21 protein-coding genes and 1 tRNA gene are annotated in these 20,554 nt (G+C 33.9%); 11 read left to right on the top strand and 11 right to left on the bottom strand.

What is annotated here, in order from left to right:
• The 4 genes from AC9UEH_RS01740 (at position 1) to argH (ending at position 4,227) form a co-directional block, all read left to right on the top strand.
• Positions 1–948, top strand: coding sequence for an N-acetylornithine carbamoyltransferase (locus tag AC9UEH_RS01740; protein WP_509527884.1), 948 nt, complete (start codon positions 1–3; stop codon positions 946–948).
• Complete coding sequence (gene argB / locus AC9UEH_RS01735) at positions 938–1,723, top strand: acetylglutamate kinase (RefSeq protein WP_509527883.1); 786 nt, start codon at positions 938–940, stop codon at positions 1,721–1,723. Before AC9UEH_RS01740 ends, argB begins: the two co-directional genes overlap by 11 nt.
• Before the next feature lie 5 nt (positions 1,724–1,728).
• Positions 1,729–2,799, top strand: a complete 1,071-nt coding sequence (locus AC9UEH_RS01730; protein ID WP_509527881.1) for a M20 family metallo-hydrolase — start codon at positions 1,729–1,731, stop codon at positions 2,797–2,799.
• 141 nt (positions 2,800–2,940) lie between these two features.
• Positions 2,941–4,227, top strand: coding sequence for an argininosuccinate lyase (gene argH, locus AC9UEH_RS01725; RefSeq protein WP_509527880.1), 1,287 nt, complete (start codon positions 2,941–2,943; stop codon positions 4,225–4,227).
• Positions 4,228–4,295: 68 nt separating this feature from the next.
• Here the strand turns inward: argH and AC9UEH_RS01720 are convergent.
• The 4 genes from AC9UEH_RS01720 to AC9UEH_RS01705 form a co-directional block, all read right to left on the bottom strand.
• A tRNA-Arg gene (locus tag AC9UEH_RS01720) sits at positions 4,296–4,369 on the bottom strand.
• Between the two features lie 88 nt (positions 4,370–4,457).
• Positions 4,458–4,604: an SsrA-binding protein gene (locus tag AC9UEH_RS01715; RefSeq protein WP_509527879.1), complete on the bottom strand. Its 147-nt coding sequence runs from the start codon at positions 4,602–4,604 to the stop codon at positions 4,458–4,460.
• The gene (locus tag AC9UEH_RS01710; protein ID WP_509527877.1) at positions 4,605–4,829 is read right to left on the bottom strand and encodes a hypothetical protein; all 225 of its coding nucleotides are present in this window, start codon (positions 4,827–4,829) and stop codon (positions 4,605–4,607) included.
• Positions 4,830–4,880: 51 nt separating this feature from the next.
• The gene (locus AC9UEH_RS01705; RefSeq protein WP_509527876.1) at positions 4,881–6,107 is read right to left on the bottom strand and encodes an MDR family MFS transporter; all 1,227 of its coding nucleotides are present in this window, start codon (positions 6,105–6,107) and stop codon (positions 4,881–4,883) included.
• An 85-nt stretch (positions 6,108–6,192) separates the two neighbouring features.
• Between AC9UEH_RS01705 and AC9UEH_RS01700 the strand changes: the two genes are divergently transcribed.
• The 3 genes from AC9UEH_RS01700 to AC9UEH_RS01690 all read left to right on the top strand — a co-directional run bounded on the left by AC9UEH_RS01700 (position 6,193) and on the right by AC9UEH_RS01690 (position 8,328).
• Positions 6,193–6,840, top strand: coding sequence for a TatD family hydrolase (locus AC9UEH_RS01700; protein WP_509527874.1), 648 nt, complete (start codon positions 6,193–6,195; stop codon positions 6,838–6,840).
• A gap of 101 nt (positions 6,841–6,941) precedes the next feature.
• Complete coding sequence (locus AC9UEH_RS01695) at positions 6,942–7,658, top strand: tRNA threonylcarbamoyladenosine dehydratase (RefSeq protein WP_509527873.1); 717 nt, start codon at positions 6,942–6,944, stop codon at positions 7,656–7,658.
• A 16-nt stretch (positions 7,659–7,674) separates the two neighbouring features.
• Complete coding sequence (locus AC9UEH_RS01690) at positions 7,675–8,328, top strand: HAD family hydrolase (RefSeq protein WP_509527871.1); 654 nt, start codon at positions 7,675–7,677, stop codon at positions 8,326–8,328.
• A gap of 4 nt (positions 8,329–8,332) precedes the next feature.
• On the opposite strand, the gene AC9UEH_RS01685 is transcribed toward AC9UEH_RS01690, so the two are convergent.
• A complete protein-coding gene (locus AC9UEH_RS01685) occupies positions 8,333–9,619 on the bottom strand; it encodes a cryptochrome/photolyase family protein (RefSeq protein WP_509527870.1) in 1,287 nt (428 codons plus the stop codon).
• A 2-nt stretch (positions 9,620–9,621) separates the two neighbouring features.
• On the bottom strand, positions 9,622–10,092 hold the full coding sequence (locus AC9UEH_RS01680) for an SRPBCC family protein (protein ID WP_509527868.1): 471 nt from the start codon (positions 10,090–10,092) through the stop codon (positions 9,622–9,624).
• Positions 10,093–10,220: 128 nt separating this feature from the next.
• Here AC9UEH_RS01680 and AC9UEH_RS01675 point away from each other — a divergent pair, with 128 nt between their 5' ends.
• Complete coding sequence (locus AC9UEH_RS01675) at positions 10,221–11,066, top strand: DUF2911 domain-containing protein (protein WP_509527867.1); 846 nt, start codon at positions 10,221–10,223, stop codon at positions 11,064–11,066.
• A gap of 101 nt (positions 11,067–11,167) precedes the next feature.
• On the top strand, positions 11,168–12,430 hold the full coding sequence (locus AC9UEH_RS01670; protein WP_509527866.1) for an asparagine synthetase B: 1,263 nt from the start codon (positions 11,168–11,170) through the stop codon (positions 12,428–12,430).
• Between the two features lie 372 nt (positions 12,431–12,802).
• Here AC9UEH_RS01670 and AC9UEH_RS01665 read toward each other — a convergent pair whose 3' ends face one another.
• The 5 genes from AC9UEH_RS01665 to cphA form a co-directional block, all read right to left on the bottom strand.
• Positions 12,803–13,528: an imm11 family protein gene (locus AC9UEH_RS01665; RefSeq protein WP_509527865.1), complete on the bottom strand. Its 726-nt coding sequence runs from the start codon at positions 13,526–13,528 to the stop codon at positions 12,803–12,805.
• 3 nt (positions 13,529–13,531) lie between these two features.
• Positions 13,532–14,125: an AHH domain-containing protein gene (locus AC9UEH_RS01660; protein ID WP_509527864.1), complete on the bottom strand. Its 594-nt coding sequence runs from the start codon at positions 14,123–14,125 to the stop codon at positions 13,532–13,534.
• A 488-nt stretch (positions 14,126–14,613) separates the two neighbouring features.
• Positions 14,614–14,799 (bottom strand): hypothetical protein, encoded by a 186-nt coding sequence (locus tag AC9UEH_RS01655; protein ID WP_509527862.1) that lies wholly within the window; start codon positions 14,797–14,799, stop codon positions 14,614–14,616.
• 252 nt (positions 14,800–15,051) lie between these two features.
• Positions 15,052–15,699 (bottom strand): hypothetical protein, encoded by a 648-nt coding sequence (locus AC9UEH_RS01650; RefSeq protein ID WP_509527860.1) that lies wholly within the window; start codon positions 15,697–15,699, stop codon positions 15,052–15,054.
• A 259-nt stretch (positions 15,700–15,958) separates the two neighbouring features.
• Positions 15,959–18,583, bottom strand: a complete 2,625-nt coding sequence (cphA, locus tag AC9UEH_RS01645) for a cyanophycin synthetase (protein ID WP_509527859.1) — start codon at positions 18,581–18,583, stop codon at positions 15,959–15,961.
• 168 nt (positions 18,584–18,751) lie between these two features.
• Between cphA and AC9UEH_RS01640 the strand changes: the two genes are divergently transcribed.
• Together AC9UEH_RS01640 and AC9UEH_RS01635 are read left to right on the top strand one after the other, a co-directional pair.
• Entirely contained in the window at positions 18,752–19,630 is an 879-nt protein-coding gene (locus AC9UEH_RS01640; protein WP_509527858.1) for a cyanophycinase, read from the top strand.
• Positions 19,631–19,651: 21 nt separating this feature from the next.
• Positions 19,652–20,494: an isoaspartyl peptidase/L-asparaginase gene (locus AC9UEH_RS01635; RefSeq protein ID WP_509527856.1), complete on the top strand. Its 843-nt coding sequence runs from the start codon at positions 19,652–19,654 to the stop codon at positions 20,492–20,494.
• Positions 20,495–20,554: the final 60 nt, after the last annotated feature.

Below are 20,554 nucleotides of genomic sequence, written 5' to 3'. Positions count from 1 at the left end.
ATGAATTTCACCTCCTTAAAAGACATCGATTCCTTAAGCAAATGGGTTTCTGAAGCCCTGGAAATAAAGAAAAATCCTTTAAAAAATAAGAAATTAGGGAAAAATAAAACTCTAGGAATGTTGTTTTTTAATCCAAGTTTAAGAACGCGTTTGAGTACTCAAAAAGCAGCTTTGAATTTAGGAATGAATATTATGGTTATGAACTTTACGAATGAAGGTTGGACATTAGAATTTGAAGACGGTGCCATAATGAATCAAGGGGCGTCTGAACATATAAAAGAAGCTGCAGAGGTGGTTTCTCAATATTGTGATGTTATTGCAATTCGTGCTTTTGCGGAATTAATTGACAAAGAAAAAGACAATTCTGAAGTTGTAATTTCAGGATTTTTAAAATATGCAACTGTACCAATAATCAATATGGAAAGCGCTACGGTACATCCATTACAAGCTCTTGCAGATGCAATTACAATAGAAGAATTTAAACCAAATCATAAACCTAAAGTAGTGCTAACATGGGCGCCACATCCAAAAGCGTTGCCACAGGCTGTTCCGAACTCTTTTGTGGAAATGATGCAACTTCAAGATGCCGATTTTGTAATTACGCATCCAAAAGGGTACGAGTTGAACCCAGAAATCACAAAGGATTCTAAAATAGAATACAACCAAGACAAAGCCTTTGAAAACGCCGATTTTATTTATGCTAAGAATTGGAGCAATTATAATGAATACGGCAAAATAACCAATTCAGACCGAAATTGGACTGTGACTACCGATAAGATGAAACTGACCAATAACGCAAAATTCATGCATTGTTTACCTGTTAGAAGAAACGTAATTGTTACCGATGAAGTAATTGACAGTGAGAATTCTATTGTAATGAATCAGGCTAATAACAGAACCTATTCGGCTCAATTAGTATTACAAAAAATTTTGAAAAATGAAAGATAAAACACTATTAACAGTCATAAAAATAGGAGGAAACATAATTGACAATCCGTCTGAATTAAATCAGTTTTTATCTGATTTTTCTTCTATTGAAGGTCATAAAATAGTTGTTCATGGAGGTGGAAAATTGGCTACAAAAATGGCGGAAAGCATTGGTTTAAAACCGCAATTAATTGATGGTCGAAGAATTACCGACGCGCCAATGCTGGATGTTGCTGTAATGACGTATGCTGGGACAATTAATAAAAATATCGTCGCAAAATTGCAAGCGCACAATTGCAATGCGATTGGATTTTCTGGTGCTGACGGGAATTTAATTCAGTCCCAAAAAAGAAACCATCCAACTATTGATTATGGGTTTGTTGGCGATGTAAAAAAAATCAATTCCGAGCTTTTAATTTCATTGATTTCATTAGGATTAATTCCAGTTTTTAGTGCAATTACACATGATAAAAAAGGACAATTGCTAAATACAAATGCCGATACAATTGCAAGTGAAATCGCAATTTCTATGAGTACAATCTTTGAAGTTTCTCTTATTTATTGTTTTGAAAAACAAGGTGTTCTAGCAGATTCAGAAGATGAAAATTCAGTTATTCAGCAAATAAACGAACAAGATTACGTTAGATTATTAGAAGAAAAAACAATCTACTCAGGAATGATTCCAAAAATGGACAATTGTTTTTATGCCTTAAAAAAGGGCGTTGATAAGGTTGTTATTGGAAATCAATCGTTGCTTTCAAATAGAAATTCAATTTTTACTACTATTAAACTATAAATTTAATGAAATCAATAGAATATATTACAATAGAGGCAATTGAGTTATTAAAAAAACTTATTGAAACGCCATCTTTTTCGAGTGAAGAACAGAATACGGCGCTATTAATTGAAGCTTGGTTTATAAACAATGAAATCCCTTTCGAGCGAAATAACAATAATATTTGGGCTTATAATTTGCATTTTGACAAATCAAAACCTACCCTTTTATTAAATTCTCATCACGATACCGTGAATCCAAATCAAGGATATACTATTGACCCGTTTTCGGCAATTGTTGAAGACGATAAACTTTTTGGACTTGGCAGTAACGATGCCGGCGGTTGCTTGGTTTCCTTGATTGCAACTTTTACCCACTTCTATAAAACAGAAAATTTATCGCATAATATTGTAATTGTAGCTTCTGCAGAAGAGGAAAGTAGTGGTGAAAATGGTCTTAATAGCGTGCTTAAATTCCTTCCTGAAATAGATTGTGCCATCGTTGGTGAGCCTACGCAAATGCAATTGGCTATAGCCGAAAAGGGATTGGTAGTCCTTGATATTCAAGTTCTTGGAACCGCAAGTCACGCCGCCCACGAGAATTTAGACAATCCAATTATGAAAACCGTTGCAATTTTAGAATGGTTTAAAAATTACAAATTCAACAAAATTTCAGATATATTAGGCCCTGTAAAAGCCACTGTAACCCAAATAAACGCTGGAAAACAACACAATGTTGTACCTTCAGAATGTAATTTGGTGGTTGATATTCGTGTCAATGAAAAATACACCAATCAAGAAATTGTGGACATCATAAATCAAAATGTCAATGCCATTATAAAGCCTCGTTCAATGAATTTGAAATCGTCTTCTATCTCTCTAAATCATGGGCTTGTTCAAGCAGGAATTGCTTTAAGGAGAACAACGTATGGATCGCCAACGCTGTCCGATCAATCGGTTTTAGATTGTCAATCTTTGAAGTTAGGACCTGGCAATTCATTGCGTTCTCATACTTCAAATGAATTTATATATCTATCTGAAATTGATGAAGGTATAAAAATTTATATTAATATATTAAATGCTTTTTTAAAGCCTTAGTTTTTGGAGCTATTTCCAGCTATTCGTTACAATCCACGATAGTGTTCGTGCCTCCCACTACCGTGGGATTTCCACTGCTATCTGGGCTAGGGCATTTTGGTAATTAGAAATTTTTTAGATTAAAATTAAAAGTATAGCACTATGAAACTTTGGGAAAAAGGAATACCAACAGACAAAAAAATCGAACAATTCACTGTTGGAAACGACAGAGAATTAGATTTAGTTTTAGCCAAATACGATGCAATTGGTTCTATTGCTCATGCAAAAATGTTAGCAAAAACGGGACTTATAACTTCTTCCGAAGCCGATTCATTAGTAAATGTCTTAAACGAAATTCTATCAGATATTGCCAAAGGCGAATTCACGATAGAAGATAGTTTTGAAGATGTACATTCCAAAATTGAGTATTTACTTACAAAAAAATTAGGCGATACAGGGAAAAAAATACATTCCGCACGTTCCCGAAACGACCAAGTTTTAGTTGATGTGAATTTGTATTTAAAAGATGTTGTAATCGCATTTAAACAGCAAGTAAAAGATCTTTTTGATTTGCTAATGACTTCTGCTAAGAAACATCAAAACGTCTTATTACCAGGATATACGCACCTTCAAATCGCAATGCCGTCCTCATTTGGGATGTGGTTTTCTGCGTATGCCGAAACTCTAATTGACGACATTACCATTCTAAATGCAGCTCTAAAAGTAGTCAATCAAAACCCTTTGGGTTCGGCTGCGGGTTATGGTAGTTCCTTTCCAATTAACCGAACTTTCACTACTCAAGAATTGGAATTTGAAACCCTAAAATTCAACCCTATTGCTGCTCAAATGAGTCGTGGAAAATCTGAAAAAACCGTCGCTTTTGCTATGAGCAGTCTTGCCGCGACTTTATCAAAATTCGCTATGGATGTGTGTTTATATACCAGCCAAAACTTTGATTTCATTAGTTTACCATCGCATTTAACTACTGGATCTAGTATAATGCCACACAAAAAAAACCCAGATGTTTTTGAATTAATTCGTGGAAAATGCAATAAAATTCAAGCCTTGCCGTATGAAATCACCTTGATAACCAACAATCTTCCAAGTGGGTATCATCGCGATTTGCAGCTCCTCAAAGAAGGTTTGTTTCCGGCAATTGAAAACTTAAAAGCGTGTTTGGACATTGCGGTTTTTGCTATTAAAGATATCAAAGTAAAAGACCACATTTTAAACGATAAAAAATACGATTATCTCTTTACGGTGGATGCATTGAACGAGTTGGTTGTTGCTGGAATTCCTTTTAGAGACGCTTATAAAACGGTTTCGGAACAACTAGAAAATGGGACTTTCCAATCTCCAAAAGCTACAAAACACACCCACGAAGGCAGCATAAATAATTTATGTTTGGAAGAAATTAAGTTAAAAATGAATAAGGCATTCGATAACTAAAAATGGACACACAAATATAATAAAAAATCCTTAAACCCCAATTTTATTGGTATTTAAGGATTAATTTGTGACCGCGGCTGGATTCAAACCAGCAACCTCTTGAGCCGTAATCAAGTGCGCTATTCAGTTGCGCCACGTGGCCATTTTTGTGAGTGCAAATATAGCTATAATTGTGTAATTAGCAAATCTAAAACTAAAATAAATCTAAAAATTATTTGATGGCAATTGCATTATCCTAATGCTCTTGTAGTTACAAAGTAGCGATAGCCAATTATTGCTTTTTGCCAATTGGTAGCTTTGGCTAAATCCAATCGTTGCTTCGTGAAGCTTGGTAATAAAAGTGAGTTGATTTTGGCGAGAACTTTATACCTATTCATTTAGTCTTTGTCTTGTTTTTCATTTGAAATAGCAAAATTCCTTGATTTTTTTTCATAAGTAGCATACGATTTATCACTTGGATTTACAATTACAGTTTTAATTGTAATTTCGTCACCTACTTTAAAACTCTTTGCAACCATTTGATAATCAAGTAAAAAATCACCACAAAAGTAATTTCCGTTTTCATCCAGTTCTATAATTCCTGTGTGTATTCCTTTCGCCATCGTAATTCAATTTTAATTTAATACTGTAAAACTAATCAATTTCTTAAGATATTAGGTATTTGATTTGGTTTCTAATTTCAATAATTTTTGTATCCAAATACAACAAAATGCAGCAAGTACGCCAAAAGTTCCCATGACTATCCAATCCCATTGGTAACCAAAATGCCCAATAATTTCCATTCCCATTTTAGAACTCACTATGTGTGCGGTGCTGAAACTCATGGTGTACATAGCCATATACCGACCTTCATGTCCTATGGGTGCTCTGCTTAAAGCAAATGCGTTCGAGAATGGAAAGGCGAATATTTCTCCCATGGAAATGAAAATCATGCTGACAATTAATATTCCTGCCCAAAAGTTGATGAGCAACAAATAGAATCCAAACGACATTAATAGCGTTCCCCAAAGGATAATTTTTAGTTTATGAACCTTTTTTCTTTCAAAATAACTTACGAATGGCATTTCTAAAGCAAAAATTAACAATCCATTTAAGGTCATTAATAATCCTGTTTGAAATTCGGTTAAGCCAAACATTTCGTGGTGGTAGAGTGGAAGTGTGGTGAATAATTGGAAGAATATCATTGCCGTAACAAAACTTACAAATAAGAAAATCCAGAATATTTTGTCCTTGAAAACAGAAACTACTTCTATTTTTCCTAGATTTAATTCGCCAATAATTGTTGGTTTTTTCTTTTCTTTTACCAATAAAGCAAAAATTGAAATGGCAAGAATGCAGGTGGAACCATCTACCCAAAACAATCCTTTATAACCCATTCCCATAATTATTAAACCTCCCACAGCAGGGCCAGCGGCAAAACCAAGATTTACTGCAAGGCGAACTAAAGAAAGGGCTCGTGTTCTGTTTTCGGGTTTCGCATAGGCGCCAAGCGAAACAAACATAGCGGGACGAAACATATCTGCCAAAGCCATGATACTGAACATTCCGATGCACAATCCTATAAATGAAGTGACAAATTGAAGGAACAGAAATCCAATTCCACTGGTGAATAAACTGAAAATCATCACTTTGTAAAACCCAATTTTGTCTGCTAATTTTCCGCCAAGCCAAGATCCCAACATGGAACCAAATCCGAAAGAAACCATAATCCAACCCACTTCGCTGTAGGAAAAGTGTAAATTTTCTTTCAGATATTTAGATAAAAAGGGCAGTACCATTGTTCCCGCACGATTGATAAAAGTGATGATGGCAAGTATCCAAATTTCTCTTGTGAATCCTTTGAAATTATTGACATAGCGATAAAAAGCGGTTTTTAGCATAGATGAATTTTCATTATTGCAAAGGTAAAAAACTTTGTGGCATAGCAACTTTGCGTCATTGTAACTTTTAAACTATTTTTGCACTATGAAATACTTCAATTTGCATACACATCATTTTTCAAATCAGTCAGATGTTTTGGAATTAGTGAATCAATATCCACAAGAATTTGACGCGTCAATTCCCAATTATTCTATTGGAATTCATCCTTGGCATATCGTTGAAGATACTATTGACGCTGATTTAGAAATTATTGAAAGTAAATTAAAGGACGATAATTGTCTTGCTATTGGCGAATGTGGATTGGATAAAAGAATTGATATTCCAATGGCTTTGCAGCAAATGGTTTTCGAAAAACAATTGGCTTTAGCCGAAAAATACAGAAAACCAGTTGTTGTTCATTGTGTTGCTGCTTTTCAAGAGGTAATTGCAGTCAAAAAGAAAATGGCTATTTCTGTTCCGATACTTATTCACGGATTTTCAAAAAACAAGGAAACTGCGGAGCAATTGATTGCCAATGGATTTTATATTTCATTTGGTAAATATTTACTGAGAAATCCTGAATTAGAATTGGTTTTTAAGAGTATTCCCAAAGAGCGTTTGTTTTTGGAAACCGATACAATTGAAGAAGAAATAGCTGCTGTGTATGCATTGGCAGCAAAATACAGAAACATAGAAATGGGAGAAATGAGGGCAATAATCAATGCTAATTTCGATACTGTTTTTAAACACTAATTACACTAATTAGCACGAATTGATTAGTGAAAATTAGTGTAATTCGTGGCAAAAAAAGAAAAATAAGCAACGCTTCGAGGCATTAAATAAAAGAGAATAAAATGGCAAAATGGACAGAACGAGCAGAATTATTGTTTAAAGCAGAAGGGTTAAATAAGTTGCAAAACGCAACTATTTTGGTTGTTGGATTAGGTGGCGTGGGTTCTTTTGCTGCCGAATTTTTGGCGAGAGCAGGAGTGGGAACAATGACAATAGTTGACGGTGATGTAGTAGATATTACAAATATTAACAGACAGCTACCTGCGTTACACTCAACTGTTGGTCAAGCTAAAATTACCGTTGTTGGGGATCGGTTGATGGATATTAATCCCGAATTAAAACTGACACGTATTCAAGAATTTCTGTCTCCAGAGCGGGCTTTTGAAATTGTAACCGATGAATTTGATTATGTAATAGATTGCATTGATAGCGTAACACCAAAACTAAATTTGATTATTGGCGCCAAGCGAAAAAGAGTAAAAATAATTTCCAGTATGGGTGCAGGTGGAAAAATGGAAGCTTCCAAAGTAAAAGTGGCTGATATTACGAATACTGTAAATTGTTTTTTGGCGAAAACAATAAGAAAACGCTTGAAAGAAGTGAAAATTGACAAATTGAAAGTTGTTTTTTCTTCAGAAATTCAAGACGACGCAAGTTTAAAAATGACAGATGGTTCTAATTATAAAAAATCATTTTACGGAACTAACAGTTATATGCCAGGATTATTTGGATTGTATGCTGCAGAAACCGTGATTCGGTATTTATTAAAAAAGGAATAATTATACAGATAATAGAATGATACAAACAGTAATTTTCGATATGGATGGTGTAATTGTTGACACGGAACCCGTTCATCGATATGCCTATTTCCAACATTTTTCCGAGTTAAATATTGACGTTACTGAAGAAATGTTTACCTCCTTCACTGGTAATTCAACTCGAAATGTATTCCAAAGAGTGAAAACAATTTTCAATTTAGAGGATGATGTTGAGGAATTAATTTTAAGAAAACGCTCACTTTTTAATGATGCTTTTGATCACAAAGAAGATTTAGAATTATTGGAAGGTGTTGAAATATTAATTAAAGACTTGCACCAAAACGGAATGCAATTGATATTGGCTTCATCGGCATCAAAAGTTACTATTGAGCGTGTTTTTCGACGTTTTGGATTGTATCCCTATTTCACTCATATTGTGAGCGGTGAAGACTTTCCAAAATCCAAACCACATCCTGCAATTTTTGAATTTGCTGCTTCTTTATCAATAGCACCAAAGGAAAATTGCATCGTAATTGAAGACAGCACTAACGGCGTTTTAGCTGCAAAAGCAGCTGAAATATATTGTATTGGTTATAACAGTATTCATTCCAAACTTCAAGATTTATCAAAGGCGGATATGATTATAAACCACTTTAATGATTTAAATTTTGATATTATTTCAGAATTGTAATTGGTTAACCAACAGCCTCTTTAAAAACTCGAAGGCATCTTTCACGAGCAAATTTATGGTCAACAATGGGTTGAGGATAATTGAAATCTTGCAATTCAGGAACCCATTTTTTGATGTAAATTAAATCTTTATCAAATTTTTTGACTTGTTCTGTTGGATTAAAAATTCGGAAATATGGAGCTGCGTCAACGCCACTTCCAGCCGCCCATTGCCAATTCCCAACATTACTTGATTGCTCGTAATCCAATAATTTTGTTGCGAAATAAGTTTCGCCCCAGCGCCAATCAATTAGTAAATGTTTGCATAAAAAACTGGCAACCACCATTCTCACTCGATTATGCATGTGCCCCGTGGCATTTAATTCTCGCATTCCTGCATCTACAAAGGGATAACCAGTTTTGCCTTCGCACCACTTTTTGAATTCAGTTTCGTTGTTATTCCATTTTATAGCATCGTATTTTGGTCGGAAACTTTTGGTATTGGTATGGGGAAAATGCCAAAGTATTTGCATAAAAAATTCTCGCCAAATCAATTCATTCAGAAATGTTTCACGTTCTTGCGAGGCTGCTTTTTCAACTATTTTTCGAATGCTTACAGAACCAAAACGCAAATGAGTTCCAATCATAGAAGTTCCAGCAACAGCAGGAAAATTCCGAGTATCTTCATAGTTTTGAATTAATTCTTCGGAAGTATTAAAAGGAGCGACTTTAATTTTAGATTGCTCAAAACCGATGTCGTTCAAACTCAAAAAAGGGTAGGAGTGATAGACAACATTTGCGAGTAATTTTTCGGATTCAAAGTGTTCAACTTTTGTGGTTTGGAACAATGCTTTCCATTTTTTTGAAAATGGTGTAAAAACTACATACGGAGTTTGGTCGTCTTTTACGACTTCACTTTTTTCAAAAATAACTTGGTCTTTAAACGTTTTAAAGGATGTGTTTTTTGATGCTAATAAAGAAGTGATTGCGGCATCTCTAGTTTTAGCATACGGTTCATAATCGTGATTTGTAAAGAGTGTTTCAACTTTATTTTCTGATATTAATTTTTCTATAATGGTCATTGGTTCACCATAAAAAACGGCCAAATTCTTTCCGAATTTTTGAAGTTCAGAATCAATAAAATCTAATCGTTCGTGAATGAAACTTACACGTGCATCGTCTTTTGGAAGTTCGTCTAATATGTTTTTATCAAAAATAAATATCGGTAAAACTTCGGATTTACTTTTCAAAGCTTCAAAAAAACCCTTGTTGTCATCAACTCTCAAATCACGTCTAAACCAAAATATATTCATTTTTAAACAGTTTTAAATTCGCCAAAAAGTTCCATTAATTTCTTTCTTCGGTATTCAAATATTTCATTTAATTTTGGTTTAACTAAAATTGGATGAACCATTTGTCCGAGAATTCCCATTGGGATTTTATAATCAATAATGTCTTCCATTTCTACACCACCAGGAATTTCTTTGATGAAATGTTTGTGATGCCAAAGCGAATAAGGACCAAAACGCTGTTCGTCAACAAAATATTTTTTGTCAATGACATGTGTGATTTCAGTTACCCATTTTGTAGGAATTCCTAATATAGGAGTTACAATATATTGAATTATTTGTCCTGCAAACATCGGTCTGTCATCGCCAGAAAGCGTAATAAATCCCATATAATCTGGAGTTATTACTTTTAAATTTTTTGGATTTGACAAAAACTCCCATGCTTCATCAAGGGATATTGGTAAATTCTGCTTTGCGTGATACGTATATATTTTCATAATAATTTTTTGTAAAAGTACAAATGTTTATCTTTTAAATTAAATAGTTAAACAGTTTATATTCAAATTAAGTAATAATTAACAATATTATTATAATGAATTTGTAAATTTGTATAAATTATAAAATTATGAAAAAAACACTTTTAATATTGTCCGTTATTTTGAGTTCTTTTGGTTCTAAAGCACAGGTTTTAGCACCACAACCAAGTCCTAAATGTACTTTAAATCAAATAGTTGGTTTAACAGATGTGGAAATTGAATATTCTAGGCCAAGTACTAGAGGTAGAAATATTTTTGGTGATTTAGTTCCTTTTGGAAAAGTATGGAGAACGGGTGCCAACTCAAATACTACTATTAGTTTTAGTGAAGACGTTGTTATAGATGGGAAAACTTTAAAGAAAGGAAAATATGCTTTATATACTTTGCCGAAAGTCGAAAGTTGGGATATAATCTTTTATTCAAAAACGGATAATTGGGGAAATCCGGGAGTATGGAATGAAGCAGATGTAGCTTTGCGGGCCTCAGTAGTACCTGAAATGTTGAATAGAAGTTTAGAATCATTCACTATCGATATTAATAATTTAGACAATAATTTTGCCACTTTAAATTTATCTTGGGAAAAGACTTTAGTTTCATTGAAATTTGAAGTTCCTACTCAAAAAATGACAATGGCAAGTATTGATAAAATTTTGGCTGGTCCATCAGGAGGAGATTATTTTTCTGCGGGACAATTTTATTATCAATCAAATGGAGATTTATCGAAAGCATTGACTTATGTGAACAAAGCATTGGAATTGAATAAAGAAAATCCGTATTGGTACACTAAATTAAAGTCATTAATTCAAGCAAAATTAGGTGATAAAAAAGGGGCTATTGAAACAGCTAGATTGTCATTGGCAGCAGCCAAAGCGGCTAAAAATAATGATTATGTAAAAATGAACGAAGATAATATTTTAGAATGGAGTAAGAAATAATCATTTTTGCTTCCAATTCATCAAAAGCATCTAAATTTACTATCAAATTTAGGTGCTTTTTTTGTGTAAAATCTTTTATCTTTGGAAAAATATTAATGTTAATGAACTTCAAAAATTCAATAGTAGCCCTTCTTTTTTTAATCACCTTTTCAGCAAAAGCATCTTTTATTTTGTTGCCAATGGACGAAACCACGCAGCAAAATCACTTGAAAGCATACGGAATTACCTATTGGTGTTTAGACAAAAAATACAAAGCCAGTTGGTTGCTAAATTACCGTGGCGGTTCTTTTTTATTACCCGACGCCGAAGAAATTCGTAAAGAATGTAAAATTCGTGGCGTTAGTTTTGAAGTACTTTCGGATACAGAAACCAAATCAATTTTAGACGAAATCTCAAGTCCTTCCCAAAATATGGAAAACGTAATTTTGGAAAAAGCCCCTAAAGTTGCAGTTTATACACCCAAAGGAAAACAACCTTGGGACGACGCCGTAACCTTAGTTTTGACGTATGCCGAAATCCCATTTACCCCTATTTATGACGAAGAAGTACTTTCTGACGGCTTGTTACTTTATGATTGGTTGCACCTGCATCACGAAGATTTCACGGGACAATATGGAAAGTTTTTTGGTGCCTACAGAAATGCTCCTTGGTATATAGAACAAAAAAAAGCAGCCGAGGAATTGGCAACTAAATTGGGATATTCTAAAGTTTCAGAAGAGAAATTGGCAGTAGCCAAAAAAATCAGAGATTTTGTAATTGGTGGAGGATTTATGTTTGCCATGTGTTCTGCAACAGACAGTTTTGATATTGCGTTATCAGCCGATGGCGTTGACATTTGTGAGCCAATGTTCGACGGAGATCCAAGCGATGGCAATTACCAATCCCGAATTGATTACTCTAAAACATTTGCTTTCAAGGATTATATTTTGGATAGAAAACCAGATCATTATGAGTTCTCATCAATTGATATGACCGAAAAACGGCAACTTCCTATGGAAAAAGATTATTTCACTTTAATGGAATTTTCAGCAAAATGGGACGTAATCCCCAGTATGTTATGCCAAAATCACACGCAATTAGTGAAAGGATTTATGGGACAAACTACCGCTTTTGACAGAGAATTAATCAAAACGAACGTATTGGTTTTAGGCGAAAATTTATTGAACAGCGAGGCACGCTACATTCACGGGCAAAAAGGAAAAGGATTTTTCACGTTCTATGGTGGTCACGATCCCGAAGATTACCAGCATAAAGTAGGCGACGAACCTACCGTTTTAGATTTGCACCCCAATTCTCCGGGATACCGATTGATTTTGAATAATGTTTTGTTTCCTGCGGCTAAGAAGAAAAAGCAGAAAACGTAACAGCATTTTAATTACAAGTTATGAATCATGAGTTATGGACAATTCGACTACAGATGTTCCGAATAACCAAATCAACGAATAACCGAATTAACCCTTAGGCAAACAGAATTTTACCTTTGTTTTGTCAATCTATTTTAGGATTAAGTATAAATATGTAAACTTTTTTTAGGACGAGACATTTTTGAGGACATATCCGAGCGGTCAGGTTTGCAATGTTTTTTGCATGTCCTACTTCTGATGCAGATGCCATGGTTATTAAAATTTAAAGTTATTTTCAAATTTAATAATTTTTTCTTAAGATATAAATTGAAAGAATAAAAAAAGCAGTTTTGGCGAAGCCAAAACTGCTTTTTAAGTAAATTAAATTTTAATTTACAATTTACCATATATTTTTTCTCTTTTCCCATCGGGACTCATCCATTCATTTAATGATAATTCAACTGGCTGAAATTCGACGCCAGTACAACCGACATCTTCAATTTCTTTTTTTAGTTTTTCGGAAACGATGTATTTAACACCGCCTTCAACATAACGGAACATGAAAAAATCTTCACTAACGGTATCATTTATATAAATATTACTTATTGTGACTATTTCCATTCTTTCTTTATGAAAATTGAGTACTTCAATAAAATGAGTTAATGAATTAATTTTTATAGATTTTTTTTCTGTTTCGCCTCCCGCATTTCTAACACGAACACTTACAATACTTTTGTTAAAATTTATATACTCCATATTAAAAAAATATGGATGAGAAATCCAATAATTTTCAATTGTCTCATTTTTGAATATGACTGGAGACTTAAAAAACTGACATTTATTATTTGATTCATTATGGAGAATATTTTTTAACTTATCACTAATTAGTAACCTTAAACCAAAACCAACACAACTTGCATTAATCAAGTCTGTTAATTTTGCTTTTTTTTCAAGAATTGCATTTGAAACAATTGGCTCAAAATCAATTTTCATAAAATCAATTCTATCTATAAATTTTGGATTTTCCCAAATATCACAATGATGAACTGCATTAATTACTTGATTATAATGACCTACTATTTTATTGTTACTTGAAGTTCTTATAGAGTAAAAGTTCATAATCTAAAAAATTATTTGATTAATTGGCGTAGTTGGGTTGTTAAGTATTGCCGTTTTTATATCGTTTACTAAAATAGTTAAGCCATTATACGCTTGTTCAGGTGTCATATTAGGTCCATATTGATTTTTAATTTCAAGTAGTCTATCTAGAACTCTTTGGTCATAAGCAGCATGGCTTCCATTATGCACAGCAGTGCTCAAAGGAATACCATTTAACGCTTCATTCATGTGAAAGGCGTTTGCGGATTTGGCTGCTTTTTGAACTACTTCATTTGTACTTTTCGCCCATGGAATTATGTGATGTGCTATCAATGGATTACCAACGGCTAGATTAAGAACTTTTCTTAATTGTCCTCTATTTCCAAATTCAATAACACCGTTAGTAACTTTCCAGACGAATTTTGTAGTTCCAGTTACTGTAGATGCTATTTTTATTCCAAACTTTGTTCCTGCCGTTGCCCATCCAACTATTGGTATTGCACTTGCATAACTTAATGTAGCATTTAAACCTTCTCCTTCTATGGTATATAAAACTCCATTTGTTAAATCGGCAACTTCACCAACCACGGGTATTAAACCAAAAGCGTCTAAACTCAAATGAATTACACCTTTGTTTTGTCAATCTGAATTTTACCTTTTACTTGTCAATCTGAATTTCACCTTTGATTTGTCTATGTGAATTTCACCTTTGATTTGTCAATCTGAATTTATTTCAGATTCTATTTTTATTTTAGTATCGAGTGTAATTAGTTATTGCATCCGAAATCGTGTTAGAATGTCATTGCGAGGCACGCGGCAATCTCATCACAATTATTTTTGTTTACTTTGTAAAGTTATGATTTTATCATCATTGCAAAGATATGAGACTTCGCACAGCAATCCCAACTATTATTAATATACTTCGAAGAGCGGGTAAAAATTTTGTGGAACGCAAACGTGAACTTACCACAAAATTCGAAATTGCGAGAAACAGCTGTTAGCAAACGTTGCTAGTTCAATTTTTCTATTTCGAGTTCCAATGTAATTCCAGGTAAGCCTTCAAATGTGGATTTGCAAAAACCTTTTCTTCCTTCTATTTTATTTATTTAAGTTGTTATTTTCTTTCCATTCATTTCTGGTGATGCGTTCAAATAAATCAATTCATAGCTGCATTCTGATTTCCATTCAATTGAGCCTTCAAGTTCTTTGTCTGAACCTTCAGTTAATTCCTTTTGAATTTTTTCGGTCCTATTTATTGTCCAAGCAGGAAGTTTATAATTTGTGCATATCATCTTAAACGTACCGATTTTAAAATCACTACATGTTAAATTCTGTGATTTGGAAACACTTGATATCATTAATAGCGTAAGAATGTATAATGTTCGCATTTTTTCTTGAGTTATAGTTGGTGGCAATCTTTGCTAACGTTCCGCCAATAGGCGGATTTGCGGCTAATGGAAAGAAATCTTTCCATTAAAGCAAAACGAAAATACGAAAAAAAACGTTCCCGAAACCCAAAAGTTAGCAAGTGCGCTTATTGGCTGTTAGCGGTTGTTCCTGTTGATTTGTATTTTAGATAACACTATTAAAGTTAATACGTTCAGAATAAGTATGTAATATCCATATCTAATTTGATCAATAATTTCGATACCAACTTTTAATACAAAAATTAGCATAGAGCATACTAATAAGGAAAAGTTTAGAATTGAAAGTTTAAAAACTTGCTTAACGTTTTCTTTTAAAGCAGTGACCAATATTATTAAAGAAATAATGATCGAAATTGTAAAGCATAAAGATGGATAAAATGTCCAATCTCTAAAATACTTCAATTCAAATTCTTTATAAGTTGAGAAACCTAACTCATAAGCATTAGCTGTATATTCTTTTCTTAATTCTGCTAAACGTAAATCTTTTTCGGGTTTATTTTTTCTTTTTAATGAATCATTCATTTGCTTTAAAACTTCTTTGCTTACTGTGGAATCCGCAATTACTTCATGATGAAGTTGCAATTTGAGAATTGTACTATCCGCGCATGTTTGAAACATTGGTAAAATGCAAACAAGAAAAATAGAGAAAGAAAAAATTTTGATTGCTTTTTTCATAGTTGTTTCTTTTGGAATAACCGCTAACTTATTAATAGGTCTGACAAAGCCAGACTTATCAACCCAAAATTGGGTGGCTTTGTCTGACAACAGATAGACTTTATTTATCTTCAAATGTAGTTTTAAATATTCAAAAATGGCTTTGTTTTCCTAAATATAAAAATTATCAAAACAATTCTTCCGTTAGCCCCGATTACTTCACTACACTTTTATTTTAATTGGAGTTCAGTGAATTTCATTTAAGGCGGTATCCTCGCAGCGAAGCGAAGAGATTGAGCCGAAAGCGGGAATTACAATTCCAAATGCAAGAGGACAATTCGCTCCAAATAATACGTACTTTTTTTAATATTTATAACGTTCCCTCTTGACTTTCTTTGTCCAAATAATCTTGAACAATTTCAATAGCATTGGTTACCACATCGCTTAAAGCAGTAATGAAACTGCCGTCTTCAACATTGTCAATGGCGTGTTTTATCGCTTCGGTTTCAATAGAAATGATTTCGTGCGTTACCGTTTTTCCACTTTCTGAGATGCCTTTAAGTATTAGATTTATGATTTCTTGCTCGGTTCTACCTCGCAAATATTTTTCTTGACGAATTATGATGTGATTGAACATTCTGCCCGCAATTAAGCCACATTCTTTGATGTCTTCGTCACGACGATCGCCAACACCAGCAATAATTCCGATTTTTTTGGTTGCAGAAACACTTTGTAAATATTCTTCAACACCTCTATATCCAGAAGGATTGTGAGCGAAATCAATCAATACTTTGAATTTCTTAAACTCAAAAATATTCATTCTTCCCGGCGTTTGAGCGGCACTTGGAATAAATGTTTTAAGAGACAAACTAATATCTTCGGTTTTGAAACCATACAAATAACTGGCTAAAGTTGCCGCAAGAACATTGGCAATCATGAACTTGGCTTTTCCGCCAAGAGTTAAAGGCACGTGAGTGGCTCGCTCAATTCTGATTTTCCATTCTCCTTTTTTGATGGTTATGAAACCATTTTCATAAACGGCGACTGTTTTGCCTTCAGCACATAATTTTTTGATTAATGGATTGTCTTCCGATAAACTGAAATACGCCACATTACAACTTAATTCTCCCCCAATTTTTACGCAATGTTGGTCATCAGCATTCAAAATTGCCCAGCCACTTTTTCGAACACTTTTCACAACTGTGGCTTTTACTCGTGCTAAATCTTCCAGTGTATGAATATCGCTTAATCCTAAATGGTCTTCTTGAATATTGGTGATAATTGCAATATCACATTTACTAAATCCTAATCCAGAGCGTAAAATTCCACCTCTTGCGGTTTCTAAAACAGCAAATTCTACTGTGGGATCACGAAGTATGTATTCGGCACTTATTGGTCCTGTGGTATCGCCTTTTTCCATCATGTGGTTTTGAATATAAATTCCATCAGATGTTGTAAATCCAACTTTATAACCATTATTTTTTACAATATGAGCCAAAAGTCGGGTAGTGGTAGTTTTTCCATTGGTACCTGTAACCGCAATTATAGGAATTCGACACGATTTTCCTGGAGGATAAAGCATATCGATTACTGGCGAAGCAACATTTCGTGGCAATCCTTCAGAAGGGGCAAGGTGCATTCTAAATCCGGGCGCCGCATTGACTTCAAGAATAACACCACCATTTTCTTTTAAAGGTTGTGTTAGATTTTCTGCCATAATATCCACGCCACAAACGTCAAGTCCAATGACTCTTGAAATACGTTCTGCAAGGAATATATTTTCTGGATGCATCATATCGGTTACATCTACGGAAGTGCCGCCAGTACTAAGATTAGCAGTCGATTTTAGGAATACAATTTCCTCTTTTGCAGGAATTGTTTCTAAAGTGTAATTCAATCGCTCCAATAAATCTTCGGTATCCCGATCGACATCAATTTGTGTCAACACATTTTCATGTCCATAACCTCTTCTTGGGTCAAGGTTTGTGATGTCAATTAGCTCTTGAATGTTGTTTTTTCCGTTTCCAACAACGTGTGCAGGAACTCTTTTGGCAGCAGCTACCAATTTATTATCGATAACTAAAATTCTAAAATCGAAACCAGTTATGAATTTTTCTACAATAATACGTTTGCTATATTCTTTTGCGAAGGCCAGTCCAGAAACTGCGTCTTCCCAATTGGTGACATTAATAGAAGCTCCTTTTCCGTGATTTCCATCTAAAGGTTTTAAAACAATTGGGTATCCAATTTTTTCTATGGTCGCAGCCAAATCTTCCTCGTCAACACAAATACTTCCGCTTGCCACGGGAATAGATGCCATGTCTAACATTTTCTTTGTTAGCTCTTTATTGCAAGCAATATCTACTGCAATACTTGATGTTTTACAGGTAATAGTTGCTTGAAATCGCATTTGATTAATTCCATATCCAAGTTGAACTAAGGAATTAGTTCCCAATCGAATCCAAGGAATATCTCTTGCAACAGCTTCTTCAACAATGCTTCCTGTACTTGGCCCAAGGCGAACACGCTCTCGAATTTCGCGCATTTTTTGTAAATCGGATTGCAAATCATATTCGGTTCCTGCAATTAATGCTTCGGCAATTGCAACTGCAGATTCAGCAGCAAAAAGTCCTACATTTTCTTCTTTATAACTAAAAACTACATTATAAGTTCCCGGAGTTTTGGTTTCGCGAGTTCTTCCAAAACCAGTTTCCATCCCGGCTAAAGTTTGAATTTCGAGTGCGATATGTTCTATAACATGTCCCATCCAAGTGCCTTTATCAATTCTTGTAAAAAAACCACCTCGGCAACCTTCTGAACAACGATGTTCTATCATTGTTGGGAATTGCGCCTCGATTCGTTCTCTGAAACCTTCAATTTTGTTGGTTGGAAATTCTTCCATTTCTTCTAAATCCAAACGCATTTGGATTAGTTTTTTTCGTTGAACACTCCAAATATTGGGACCACGAAGTGCTTGTATTTTTAATATTTTCATAATATTTATTTAGGAATGTTAATTGCTTTGGTAATTTATTTTCTAAATGTAAGTAGTATTTGTTGAATTACGATAATAATTCTTTGTAATATTAAATTTCATTTAAAAATATAATTTTAAATGTTGATTTTGATTTGCAATATTTCATTTTTTGGTTATTTTTACCAAATGAACATACAAGGAAAATTAATAATAATAGGAGGTGCTGTTGATAAAGGAAGTTTCACAGAAACGGAATTAGATAAAAATGCGAGAATCAATTTAAACTTTTTTGAAACTGGAATTCTGAAAAGAATTTTAGTAGAATCCAAACATAAGGAATTATCTAGAATCGAAATAATTACCACAGCTTCCAAAATTCCTAAAGAAATTGGACCCGAATATGTAAAAGCATTCAACTCGTTAGGAGCTTTTAATGTCGATGTTTTATATATTGAAAAAAGGGAACAAGCCATGGATCCTGAAGTTCTTGAACGTTTGAAAGCTGCCGATGTAGTGATGTTAACCGGTGGTGATCAACTTCGATTGACCTCCATTCTTGGCGGCACTCCTTTTCACGATATTTTATTGGATAAATATTTAAATGAAGAATTTATTTACGCTGGAACTTCTGCCGGAGCTGCTGCGGCATCAAATACTATGATTTATCAAGGTAGTAGTTCCGAAGCATTATTAAAAGGAGAAGTTAAAATTACAAGTGGCTTGGGTTTTATTGACAACGTAGTAATTGACACCCATTTCGTCCAACGGGGAAGAATTGGAAGGTTATTTCAATCGGTTGTGGGAAATCCAAAAGTATTAGGAATTGGTCTTGGAGAAGATACAGGATTGTTGATAACTCATAATAATCGAATGGAAGCAATTGGTTCTGGATTGGTTATTTTGGTTGACGGACGGGAGATTAAAGATACCAATTTAACAGAAGTAGAACTGGGGCAACCCATTTCAATTTCGCATTTGGTAACGCATGTTATGAGTAAATACGACACGTTTGATTTAGATACTTATAAAATGACGATTCAAAGTTCTCAATATATTAATTCGTAAGAATACTAATTATTATATCTTATGAAACTAATTATTCACGGTGGTTTTTTCTCTGAATCTTCTACAAATGCTGAAACGAAGGCAGCCAAACAAAAGGCTTTAGAGCGAATTGTGAAGAATTCTTTTGACTATTTAAAGTCACATTCTGCCCTGGAAACGGTTGTTTTTGCAGTTTCTCAATTGGAAGACGATGAATTGTTCAATGCAGGAATTGGATCCCAAATCCAAAGTGACGGAAAAATCAGAATGAGTGCTGCTTTAATGGACGGTTCAACCCAAAAAATGAGTGGCGTAATCAATATTGAAGAAGTGAAAAATCCTATTCAAGTTGCTGCTACATTACTGCCATTTGATGATAGAATTTTGGGTGGAAGTGGAGCGACAAATTTTGCAAGACAACACGGTTTTGAGAAATTCACAACAGAAATCCCTCAACGAAAAGCAGAATATGAAGCTAAATTAAAATCTTTAGGAACGGGAACTGTAGGCTGTGTGGCTTTTGATAAAGAGGGTAAACTTGCAGTTGGAACTTCTACTGGAGGGAAAGGCTTTGAAATACCAGGTCGAATATCAGATTCTGCAACGGTAGCTGGAAATTATGTCAATGAATTTTGTGGTGTTAGTTTAACTGGAGTAGGCGAGGACATCGTGAGTAATGCAACCGCAGCCAAAATCGTAACTCGTGTAACCGATGGATTTACTTTAGAAATGGCTTTCAACAAAACTTTTTCGGAGTTAAAACCGTACGATGGTTTTGCCGGTGCTATAGCTATTGATAATTTGGGAAATATGTTTCATCAAGACTCATACCCTAGTATGGTTTTTGCCAGTTTTGATGGTGAAAATTTTGAGATTTTTGATTAAAAAATAAATGACTAGTCCTAAATAATCGATACAGATTATTAGACAAAAATAGATAAATTA

The organism is Flavobacterium sp. (assembly GCF_040402835.1).
GTDB lineage: Bacteria > Bacteroidota > Bacteroidia > Flavobacteriales > Flavobacteriaceae > Flavobacterium.
Note: the sequence above shows the minus strand (reverse complement) of the source record. Positions and strands in the feature narration are given on the sequence as shown.